At 38.8% G+C, this 12,206-nt stretch carries 7 protein-coding genes; 3 read left to right on the top strand and 4 right to left on the bottom strand.

The features are described from left to right. Positions 1–4: 4 nt before the first annotated feature. From ACM0OW_RS21915 to ACM0OW_RS21900, 4 genes are all read right to left on the bottom strand, one after another. On the bottom strand, positions 5–232 hold the full coding sequence (locus ACM0OW_RS21915) for a hypothetical protein (protein WP_414552332.1): 228 nt from the start codon (positions 230–232) through the stop codon (positions 5–7). Between the two features lie 112 nt (positions 233–344). Further along, a complete protein-coding gene (locus ACM0OW_RS21910) occupies positions 345–848 on the bottom strand; it encodes a hypothetical protein (protein WP_414552330.1) in 504 nt (167 codons plus the stop codon). Positions 849–906: 58 nt separating this feature from the next. Next, positions 907–2,076 (bottom strand): formate-dependent phosphoribosylglycinamide formyltransferase, encoded by a 1,170-nt coding sequence (gene purT / locus ACM0OW_RS21905; RefSeq protein WP_414552328.1) that lies wholly within the window; start codon positions 2,074–2,076, stop codon positions 907–909. A 56-nt stretch (positions 2,077–2,132) separates the two neighbouring features. Further along, positions 2,133–2,684: a pyridoxamine 5'-phosphate oxidase family protein gene (locus ACM0OW_RS21900; RefSeq protein WP_414552326.1), complete on the bottom strand. Its 552-nt coding sequence runs from the start codon at positions 2,682–2,684 to the stop codon at positions 2,133–2,135. A 108-nt stretch (positions 2,685–2,792) separates the two neighbouring features. Here ACM0OW_RS21900 and ACM0OW_RS21895 point away from each other — a divergent pair, with 108 nt between their 5' ends. The 3 genes from ACM0OW_RS21895 to ACM0OW_RS21885 all read left to right on the top strand — a co-directional run bounded on the left by ACM0OW_RS21895 (position 2,793) and on the right by ACM0OW_RS21885 (position 11,715). After that, positions 2,793–3,713: a 1-aminocyclopropane-1-carboxylate deaminase/D-cysteine desulfhydrase gene (locus tag ACM0OW_RS21895; protein WP_414552324.1), complete on the top strand. Its 921-nt coding sequence runs from the start codon at positions 2,793–2,795 to the stop codon at positions 3,711–3,713. A 378-nt stretch (positions 3,714–4,091) separates the two neighbouring features. Next, on the top strand, positions 4,092–4,760 hold the full coding sequence (locus ACM0OW_RS21890; protein WP_414552322.1) for a hypothetical protein: 669 nt from the start codon (positions 4,092–4,094) through the stop codon (positions 4,758–4,760). 340 nt (positions 4,761–5,100) lie between these two features. Continuing rightward, positions 5,101–11,715 (top strand): CHAT domain-containing protein, encoded by a 6,615-nt coding sequence (locus ACM0OW_RS21885; RefSeq protein WP_414552321.1) that lies wholly within the window; start codon positions 5,101–5,103, stop codon positions 11,713–11,715. Positions 11,716–12,206 lie beyond the last annotated feature (491 nt).

Raw genomic sequence — 12,206 nt, 5'->3', positions numbered from 1 at the left:
TTGTTTATGGATGGCTATAAAGTTTGTTTATGACGCTGAAAAAATAAAATGTTTCTAGCTTGGCTTGTTCTCGCCAGAGTTGCGGAGCAATGGAACTAAATTCAACATTAAGAATACCTAATTTTTCAGCACATTGAGGAAATTTATCAGAGCTTGAGAAAAAAGACCCGCCAATTCGGGTGAAAACTTCCACAACTAAGTAGGTAGGTGGGAAAATTTCAAGGTATGTCATTGCGAACGTAGCGTAGCAAAGTGAAGTAATCGCAAGGGTTTTGAGGTTTTTACATTTTGTTACATAGTTAGGTTTATTTGTGCCTACCTACTTAGATACTATTATTGTTACTTCAACTGGGAAAGTATATTTTCCACAAAATGAATAGGCTGAGTAAATCTAAAAGCAACGCCACAATCACCTTTATGCGTCTATTGGGGCTAATGGGTTGACGAGAAACAAATAGACTAAACAACAGGCATAGAGAGTAAATTTGAATGGGTAGAAAAACAAAGATTAAGCTGATCACAGCTACTATAAAAGCTCTGTCTGCGGTTTGGTCTGCCCATGAAGGCATTTCAATATCATCATTATCTTCAATATCCTGTTCCAGGTCGAAATCAGAAACAGATTGATAGTCTAATTCAGACACCAAAATAGACTTAGCCAAATCTACATTGACTTCGGGAACTTGTAATTGAATCCAGCCCACAGCCACACTCAAATGCCAAGCCACATTCACAGTAGACTCATTAAGTAATAAACACTTTACTCCTTCAGCCTCCAGACGCTGCTTCGCCAAATTAGCCTCCGGAGAATTTGTAAAAGTAGCCACCGTCACAAAACTATTCACCATACCACTCCCTCCTCCGCGCCCCTGGGCGATTACCTCCGCGTTCCTTTGCGTTAAAAATTTAAATCATTTTCACCTGACTAGCAGCCCTTTTAGCCTTATCCCTCGCCTCCAGAACATTTTCACCCTGAGCCAAAGCCACACCCATACGGCGATAGGGATGGGCGCTAGGTTTGCCAAATAGTTTAATATCTACATTGGCGATTGACAAAGCCTCAGCCACACCTGTAAAAGCCACAGTATCAGACTTTTTATCAGCTAAAATTACTGCACTAGCTGAAGCTCTTAACTGTTCTATATGAGGAATTGGTAATCCTAAAATAGCACGTAAATGTAATTCAAATTCATTCAGATTTTGCGAGATTAATGTTACCATTCCCGTGTCATGGGGTCGGGGCGACAGTTCGGAAAAAATTACTTCGTCTTTAGTAATAAAAAACTCTACCCCAAATATACCTGCTCCTCCTAAAGCATCGGTAACTTTTGTCGCTATTGCTTGAGCTTGTAGTATTTTGGCTTCTGTAATACCTGCTGGTTGCCAAGACTCTTGATAATCGCCTCTTTCTTGACGATGACCAATGGGAGAACAGAAAATTGTCGGTGCATTCCACTGTTTAATGGTTAGCAAAGTTATCTCTATTTCAAAGTTAATAAATTCTTCAACAATTACCCTTTGACTATCGCCTCTAGAGTTGGCGATCGCATAATTCCAAGCCTCCTCAACTTTACCCTGAACTGGGACAACAGATTGACCTTTACCAGAAGACGACATCACAGGTTTAACGACATTGGGAAAACCAATTTGCTCAGATATAGTAATTAATTCCTCTAGGGTAGAAGCATAACCATATTTAGCAGTTCTAATTCCTAATTGTTGATGTGCTAATTCCCTGATTCTATCGCGATTCATTGTATAGTTAGTCGCTGCCGCCGTGGGGATAACTGTAATCCCGCGTTGTTCAAATTCTAGTAACTTCTCCGTTCTAATCGCTTCAATTTCTGGTATGATAAAATTAGGCTTATGCTTATTCACAATCGATTCTAATTCATCAGCATTCAGCATAGAAATTACTTCCGAACAGTCAGCCACCTGCATGGCTGGAGCATTGGGATATCGGTCAACGGCAATGACATAATTCCCCAGACGTTGAGCAGCAATCACAAATTCTTTGCCGAGTTCGCCTGAACCCAACAACATTAATTTTTGTGGTAGTTGAATTGAACTTTTCATCAATTTATCTCAATTAAATTTAGATGTTTATTGTAGTCAAAAATTTGGACATTTTCTCAAGTTTTATGCAGTGGAGTTGGTAAACCATCAATACTGATGATATTTTTTTGCTGTTGATATTCTTGGATGCCTTGTTCATCTTTTTTACTTGCCCAATTAACTAAAGATTGCCTTTGACCTTGATATTCATAGAGTGGTACACCCATCCCACAGGAAGTTTGCACCCTCTCAATATCAGCTACAATAATTTGACGAGTGCCTGGTATCTGCGGCAATAAAGCAGACAAAGCTTTCCAGTTTGGCGAATCTGGCAAAACTGTGTACCCCTGACCGTAAAGGCGCAGAATACGCGGAGGTTCCTCAAAAGCACAAAACATGAAGGTGATTCGCCCATTTTCTTGCAAGTGGGCTGAAGTTTCGTTACCACTACCTGTAAGATCCAGATAAGCTACTTGATGAGGCGAGAGGATGCGAAAACATTCCAACCCCTTGGGAGACAGGTTAACATGACCCGTCGCACTCAGAGGAGCAGAACCAACAAAAAAAATGTGTTGACTAGCAATAAAGTCTTGCAGTTCCTCAGTAATACAGTCAAAAACTTTAGCCATAGATTGTCTAAATAATTGGGCAAATATGTTATCTTCTCAGCCTATTTCTTAACTGACCATCAAGCAAGAAATCTCTCTCCTCTGCACCTCTGCGTGAAATTTTCCCCTATGTCCTCACCCTTCCTTACTCCCTTTACCCAACACATAGAAAACGAGATTACCCGCCACGCTGGTGTGGAATTATCTGTGCTGCGCCTCGATACTATGCACCCATTCGTTAACGGGAACAAATGGTTTAAATTGAAATACAACCTCTTAGAAGCCAAGCAGCAAAATTTTACAACTCTGCTAACCTTTGGGGGTGCTTATTCTAACCATATTTTTGCTACCGCCGCAGCTGGTAATCTTTTCGGTTTCCGCACTATTGGAGTGATTCGTGGAGAGGAAAAATTACCACTCAACCCGACGCTGAGTTTTGCTACACAGCAAGGTATGCAACTTGTCTACCTGAGTCGGGAAACTTACCGACAAAAGCACACAAGAGAGTTACAGGAAGATTTAAAACAATGTTTCGGTGATATTTTCATTATTCCTGAAGGTGGGAGCAACTTGAACGGCGTGCGTGGTTGTACAGAAATAATTGAAGATGATGGGGCTTTTGATACTATCTGCTTGGCTTGTGGTACAGGTACGACACTAGCTGGTATTGCACTTTCGCTCAATCCAAGACAACGAGTGATTGGTTTTCCCGTGCTGAAAAAGGGAGAATTTCTCACCCAGGAAATCGAGAATCTGCTGAGTAATTATCTAGACTCTGGGCTAACTGCACCAAATAACTCCCCAGCCTCTTGGGAATTGATGTGTGATTATCACTTTGGTGGTTATGCAAAGGTTAATGATGATTTACTCATGTTTATTCAGCAATTTCAACTAGAATGCGGGATACAACTTGATTACCTATATACAGCAAAAATGTTCTATGGTGTAATGGATTTAATACGGAGAGAAATTTTCTCTAAAGGCGATCGCCTGTTATTAGTACACACAGGAGGCTTACAAGGTAATCTCGGTATGAAACAACGTCTGTAAAGCATTTTCAAGAATTTTCAGTATATGTAACTACTTAAAATAATATACTATTACAGTAATATTTCTGATTTAGACTAAGTAGCAAAATTCATCAAAAATACACTAAAAATTTACTAAATTTATATGAGCAATATAGATCATTAGCTACCGAAAAAGCTAATATTGAAATTGTAAACAAATATTACAAAAATTTGACCGAACTATATACAGCACTTTGTGTAACGGTTTAGTACAAAACAAAATTCTATAACCCTTGTCCCATAAACCTTTTAGATATTTAGGTGTGGTACTTTGAAAAGAAAAGTGCTGTAACAACATATAAATTGTCTAAAATTTAACTATCTCTATAAACCTTTAATTATTTATGCTCTCCTATTTATGCGGATTTTGACTGAATCTGAGTACCAAATAGAAGCTGAACCACAATTGCGTCAAATATTCGCCCATGATAATCCTTTTGCTAAACCGTTTGTGCCGGATGTTCCAGAAAAACTGATTCTTTCTCCCTATAAATATATAATTGAGCCTCCATTAACAAACGCTTTAGTTGCTGCTGCTTTGGAGTTAGGAGAAACAGGCTGTTATTTTTCAATTTTATGGCGGTGGAGATATCCGCAAGCCAAAGAAGCAGAAGAACCATCCCATTGGTATATTCCACTTACAGAGTTTCATCAGGCTTACGTTGGGAGCGAAAATTATCCGCCTCTAATAGCTAGTGAGTTTCCTTTCTTTCAAATGCGGGAGGGTGCTATTTACTCATCTCGTGGAACATGGGGAATTATAGTAACTCATGAATGGTTTGGGTTACTTGGGGGTACATCAAAATTTTTTGAAATTATTCGCTCCCAAATGCCTCATATAGATGAGCAGGTTTTTGAATTTTTAAAACATATCAAATCTGGTCAAGAAAATTCTAGTCGTGGGACAACATTGGAATGGGTTAGACCACTTTTAACACACATTTATGGTCAGAAAACTGTTAATCAGTTATTGCTAAAGTCAGGTTTAGCACGTTCCAAAAAGAAGGGCATAAAGTTTTTGATATAACTGTTATTTTGTATTTTTATTGTTAAATACATCAAATATGTCTAATTATTTTTTTGGCAATGTTATGAGGATGTATTTGATAATGTCGCCAAATTAATTTACATTTATTATTAATTAATTTCTCTGACTTTGTTCCCCAATATTTACACCATTATGGGCTATTTTATCAACTACTCTTTCTTAAAATTTAAGACTTCTGAATATAACACCCTCAGATTTTATCAGTAAAGAAAACTCACATTTCCCTTATTTTTATTGAGTTTTATTTTCTCCGGTTACTAAATATACACTAAAATTAACCATTCTGGTATAAGTGTAAAATACTGTTACTGAGTGAGTAATGAAATACCAGGTGTCCGCTACCATTCGACATAACTTAAATAAAGTAATCCCAGCTGCTAGACAAATTACGCCACTACTAGCAGCCTTACCTTTAGCTTGGACTATAAGTATTGCACAAGTGCGATCGCAGTCAATTATTCCAGCCAATGACAGCACAGGTACTATTGTTACCACTGAAGGTAATCGAATTGACATCACTGGCGGCAGTCTGTCTCAGGATGGGTCAAATTTGTTTCATAGCTTCACCCAGTTGGGGCTAGATGCTAATCAAATTGCTAACTTTATATCAAACCCCAATATTCGCCATATTCTAGGGCGAATTAATGGTGGTGATCCTTCCATTATTAATGGATTAATTCAAGTTACTGGGGGCAATTCTAACTTATTCTTAATGAACCCAGCCGGGATAATCTTCGGTGCTAACTCTAGTTTAAACGTACCTGCTGACTTCACAGCCACTACAGCTAACGGCATTGGTTTGGGAAATAACTGGTTTAACGCTCTTGGTTCCAACGATTATCAGAATTTAATCGGTACTCCTTCTCAGTTTGCCTTTGACTTATCTCAACCTGGAAGTATTATCAATGCAGGTAATCTCAGTGTTTTAGATGGTCATAGTTTAACCTTAATAGGGGGCAATGTAATTAATACAGGTCAACTAACTGCCCCAGGTGGAAATATAACTATTGCAGCAGTACCAGATTCAAACTTGGTCAAAATCTCTCAACCAGGAAACATACTCAGTTTAGAAATTGAGCCACCCAGAAATACTGATGGGCAAATTTTACCAGTCAATCCTTTAGATATACCTAGTTTGCTCACTGGAGGAGCTAAAGATGTAAACATAGGATTATCTAGCAACCCAGATGGTACAGTTCAGATTACAAACACTGGTACAACAGTAAGCACTAACCCCGGAACCACAACTATATCAGGAGATTTAAATGCCTCTGACACATCAAGTCTCAAGCAAAACAGTCAGGGCGGAAATATAAACGTTTTGGGCGATACAGTTAATTTAATAGACAATGCCCAAATTAATGCTGCTGGTAACAATGGCGGTGGCACAATCAAAATAGGTGGTGATTACAAAGGACAAGGAACTGTTCCCAATGCATCCCAAACTTTTGTGAGTAGTAACTCAGTCATTAATGCTGACGCAATTACTAATGGTGATGGTGGAATAGTAATTATTTGGGCAGATAAAAAAACAGACTTTTTTGGTCAACTGAGTGCGCGGGGTGGTCAAACTTCAGGTAATGGAGGTTTTGCAGAAGTATCAGGAAAAGAATATCTAATTTTTAGAGGTAACGCTCATTTAAGTGCTGTTAATGGTCGAGTTGGAACTTTATTGTTAGACCCTATTGACATTTTGATTAGCAATGATGACTCTGCAACCATTCCACAGGCATCGTTGGAAGCAAATTCAGATGATCATAACATCATTCTAAAAGCAAGTAATAATATCGTTATTGGCACGCTGACTGATAACAGATTAAGCTTTCAAAGAAGTGGTGTCAACATTTCTTTTATAGCCGATTCTGATAAAAACGGGGTTGGTTCCTTTTCCATGAATTTAACAGACACTATTGCTGCCCCAAGTCCTCTCAATACTTCCGTCGGCAGAACTGTAACTATTGAAGGAGCAAGTATCACAGTTGGTAATATCAATACTAGAGGGGGAGCACCAGCACCAGGTGGTTCTGTTGTACTTCGGGCTACAGGAGATATTACCACTGCAAATATAGATGTTTACGCAGATAGTCCTGAAAATCCCTTCAATTCTGGCGATATTACTATTATTAGTACAAATGGAAAAATTGATACAACATCAGGTGGTTTAGCTGCTAACGCATCCACTGGTAATCCTGGTAATATCTATCTGGAAGCTCTAGGGGATGTTCTTGCTTCTCGACTAGAGTCTTTTATAGTTGCGGATGGTGGAGGTAATGCGGGCAATATTACAATCATTAGTAAAGAAGGTAATGTTGATCTAAGAGGAATCTCCACAATTCCTGATAGTCTAGGTTTTCCTAATAGATTTGGAATTCTTTCCAATAGTGGTAGTGGAAATCCAAGTGAACCTCCTGGAAATATTAACATTCAAGCTAAGGGTGATGTATTTACAGGAAGAATTATTGCATTTGGTAATAATTTCAGTCAATCGATTAATATTACCAGTCAATCAGGCAGTATTGATACTACAGCCGGAATCATTACCACTCATGAAAATCCAGGTAACGAACCAGATCCAGTAATTCCGCCCCAAATAGCTGGGGAAGTTAATTTAAATGCTCCTAACGGTGATATTCGTGTTGGTAGTATTAGTTCAATTGGGAGATCAGAGAGTGGCTCTATTCAATTTAAAACAGATGGGACTATTGAGGTAGGACAACTAAATACTAGTTCTATTGATGGTAATAGTGGGAGCATAGGATTTTTACCAATTAATAATGATGCCGTCACCAATATTATCCTCAATAACTCTATAAATTCTGGGTCTAATACAAGTGGGAACTCAATTAGATTTGCGGGTCCAGTAACTCTCAATAACGATATATCTATCAATACTGGTTCTGCTGTTGGTGACATTAGTTTTGATAGCACCATAAATGGTAATCATAACTTGGCACTAGATGCAGGTGGTAATATCCAATTAAAAGGAGCGCTAGGAGGAATTACACCTTTAAGTGGATTGCAAATTAATAATGCTAAAAATCTTGAAATTGCCAGCAATATAAAAACGAACAATGGTAATATTACCTTTAACCCACAAATCAACCTAATTGGTTCATCCATATTTGATGCCGGAACTGGTATCATTAGCATCAATAATGGATTATCAGCAGGTAGCAACTCATTAACCCTCAGAGGAGATGACGTTAACTTAAATGGGCAGATAACAGGTAGTAATACCCTGAAACTGGAACCAACTACCACTAGCAGAAACATTGCTATTGGTGCTGATAATTCAGGTAGTTTTAGTTTAAATTCTACAGAGATTGATTTCTTAGAAGGGTTTAGCTCAATCACTATTGGTAGTGATCAAAGAACTGGGAATATTTCAGTATTAAACCCTGTGACATTTAATTCCCCAGTCACAATTAACAATGGCTTGGGCTTAGTTGAATTATTCGCAGATATTTCCACCACAGGACAAAATCTGATTTTCGGTAATACTTTACTTGGTGCAAATGTCAACCTCAGCACAGGTGCAGGTGCAGGTGATATTACTTTTACTGGTACACTTAACGGCAATGAAGATATTACCATTAATACTGGTACTGGCGATGTAGAATTTATTGGTGCAGTTGGTGACTCTAATCCAGTTCAAAATATAGATATTAATGCTGAAAATGTCATCTTCAATTCTACAGTACAAACTACTAATGATGGTAATCTGACAATTACTAATACAGGTGATTTAACCGTTGCTAATGGTTTGAATCTAGATGGTGCATTGACTCAAAACGGTACGGGAGCAGTTTCGCTCACAGGCGATATCAGTACTACCAATGATGATATTAGCTTTACTGGTGCAGTTACCCTCAACGGTGAAGTGACTTTCAATCTGGGAAATGCTGGCATTTCTTTTGCTGGGTTAACAATTGGTAATAACCCATTAACTTTAACAGCAGATGAAATTAATTTTACTGGGGGAGCCAACTCGGTTACAGGTACAAACCAACTGATATTACAACCATTTACCCAGAGCCAGAATATTATTTTAGGAGGAAGTGAAGAAACTGCTGCTCTAGATTTAACAGGTATAGATATTGCCGCTTTAGGTAATGGGTTTTCTGCTATTACAATTGGTCGGACAGATAGCACTGGTACAATCACATCTACTAATAGTGTCACATTCCAGGACCCTCTAATTATTCAATCTCCTGTAGTCACAGTTAATGGCGCAATTATAGGTACAGATGATAGTTCTATTACCCTCAATAGCTCCCTCATTAATTTAAATGCAGGTATCACTACAGCCAATCAAGATATTACTTTCAATGGTAATACTTTACTTGGAACTGAGGCTATTATTAACACAGGTGCAGGCGCAGGTGATATTACTTTTAACGAGACCATAGATGGTAATCAACAACTGCAATTAATTACAGGTACTGGCAATATCAACTTTAATAATTTTGTTGGTAATTCTACACCTTTAAACAGACTAGATATTGTTTCGGCTCAAAATCTATTCCTGACAAATGGCATTGCTAGTAATACAGACTTAATTTTTAATGTCCCAACTACACTTACAGGTAATACTGCCTTGAATGTAGCTACAGGTAACATTATTTTTAATGATTTACTTAACAGTACAACAGGAGAATTTTATACTCTTGATTTAAATGCCGGTGGCGGTAATGTTGCGTTTAATAGTCCAGTTGGTACAGGTATCAATCAACAATTAGGTGCTATCACTCTTAGCAATGTACAGGATGTAGAAATTAACTCAAATCTGCGAAGTGCCAGCTTACAGCAATCTTCTGGTACAGGTAATATCTCTTTAAGGGGAGATATCACCACTACTGATGCTACTGGTGTGAATCTCTCTACAGATGGCAGTATCAATGCAAGTAATATTACTACCAATGGTGGCGATATCAACCTCAATAGTAATAATAGCAATATAGTTGCAGATAACCTAAATAGTTCTTCTGTAAATGGGAATGGTGGAGCCGTTACTGTAAACAGTCCTACAGGTAATGTCACTACTGGTAATGTCGATAGTTCTTCTGTAAATGGAAGTGGTGGAGAAATTACCTTAAATAGTCCTACAGGTACTGTTAACAGTGGTAATCTCAATTCTTCGGGATTAACAGCAGGTGGTGCAATCGAAGTTATAGCATTGGAAAGTATCACATCTAGGGAAATTAACTCTAGTTCTGTTTTAGGTAATGGTGGTAACGTCTTCTTAGATCCCCTAAATGATATTCAAGTGACTTTCATTAATGCTCAAGGTGGTACATCTGGGGTTGGTGGTGATGTGGATGCTACGACTGAGCAATTCTTTCGGACTACAGGAACTTTTGTTGATCAAAATGGGATTTTAAGTAGTATTTCTACTGTTGGTGGTGCGGGTAGCGGTTCAGTGACAATTCGTCATGCAGGGGGTGATTTATTTACTACTTTTGATGTTGGTAATGGTAGTCTTAGTGGTACGGCTGGAGCTATCAATACAGGCAATTTTACTATTGCTCCACTGAGAGTTTTCCCTGGTCCTTATACTTTGGGTAATATTCAAATTATTACTTCTAACCGATTTTCTAAAGCATTAGCAGATTCGGCTCGTGCAGATGAATTACCAGTTACAACGGAACTACCAGACAAAGCATTTCAGGCGGATGAGCATAGGGTGTTGTTTTTAGAAGGCTATTTCACTCGTACTGCTGAAAGATATTTGACGGGTAACCAAAATGCTGCTGAGACTAAAATTAAGAGTCTGGCTCAGATTCAAGATGAGTTACGACAAGTTGAACAGGATACAGTTGGTGTTAAACCCGCAGTCATTTATGTCAAATTTATGCCGGATACCCTCCCAGGCTCTAGTAACCCACCAAATATAGAATTGCCCGATGATCGCTTAGAGTTGCTCGTGGTGACTGCTCAGGGTAAAGTAATTCGTAAGGTGGTAGAAGATGCCAAGCGATCGCAAGTTCTCCCCATAGTTAAACTATTTAGAAGCCGAGTCACAGACACAGGATTACGTAAAGACTATCGAGATGCGGCCCAACAACTTCATCAATGGCTAATTCAACCCATTAAGACAGAACTGAAAGATCAAGAAATCAACAATTTAGCCTTTGTCATGGATTCGGGATTGCGATCGCTACCTGTGGCGGCGCTTCATGATGGGGAAAAATATCTAGTAGAAAGTTACAGCATTGGTTTAGTACCCAGTATCAGTATCACTGATACCCAATATGTCAACATTAGAAATGCTGAAGTTTTAGGTATGGGTGCATCCCAATTCACAGACCAAGAGCCTTTACCTGCTGTACCTGTAGAATTAGAGACAATTACCTCACGTTTGTGGTCAGGTCAGTTCTTCTTAAACGAAGATTTTACTTTGAAGAATCTGCAAGCCCAACGTCAACAAAAACCCTTTGGGATTATCCACTTAGCTACCCACGGTGAATTTAAACCAGGTTCCCCCAGTAATTCTTATATTCAATTGTGGGATACCAAGTTACAAATGGATCAACTACGTCAATTAGGCTGGAATAACCCCCCAGTCAGACTAGTGGTGCTGAGTGCTTGTCGTACAGCTGTAGGAGATACAGAAGCAGAGTTAGGCTTTGCTAGTTTTGCACTTCAAGCTGGTGTCCAGTCTGCATTGGCAAGTTTGTGGTATGTGTCTGATGAAGGTACTCTAGGATTGATTACCGAGTTTTACAAACAACTCAAACAAGCCCCCATTAAAGCCGAAGCACTCCGACAGGCTCAAGTAGCTATGCTCAAAGGGCGGGTACGCTTGGAAGATGGTCAACTCAAAATTTCTAATCTTGATGTCGATTTACCCTTAGATATCGTAGAACTGGGTGATAAAAACCTCAATCATCCATATTTTTGGTCAGCTTTTACTGTGATTGGTAGTCCTTGGTAATAAGGTAATAAGTGGGAAAACCCGGTTAGTTCATTTTTTGAAAGTCTGCCGACTGGCTTTGATTGGCTACATTTGTAGAGCATACTTGTAACCCAATGTATATCTACATAATAATGTTGCTCAGAATATAGATTCAAGTCAAGAACCCAAAGTCGCTTTAGAACAAGCATTACAACAAGCACATCAGAAAATTGCCTCTATTCCAAAACCAGGGGCAGATGTACCAAAATCTGAACCTTTACCTCAACCGCAAGTTGAGCAAGTTGAAAAACCTGCGACAGAAACACCTCCGGTTACACAGACTCTTCAAGTTCAAGATGTTGCTGCTGATGTTCCAGTAGCAGACAAACCCGAAGAAGTTGCACTTGTTGAAGTTACTCCTGAACCTGTGGTAGAAACTTCAGAACCAGCAGAACCGCAAGAAGCAGAAGTAAAATGGGAGCAACGCGATTTTGTGAGTTTGGACAAAAAACAAGCGATCGCTAATAATC

The organism is Anabaena sp. CCY 0017 (genome assembly GCF_963920885.1).
GTDB lineage: Bacteria > Cyanobacteriota > Cyanobacteriia > Cyanobacteriales > Nostocaceae > Nodularia.
The sequence above is the reverse complement of the archived record's forward strand: the minus strand, read 5'-3'. Positions and strand labels throughout refer to the sequence as shown.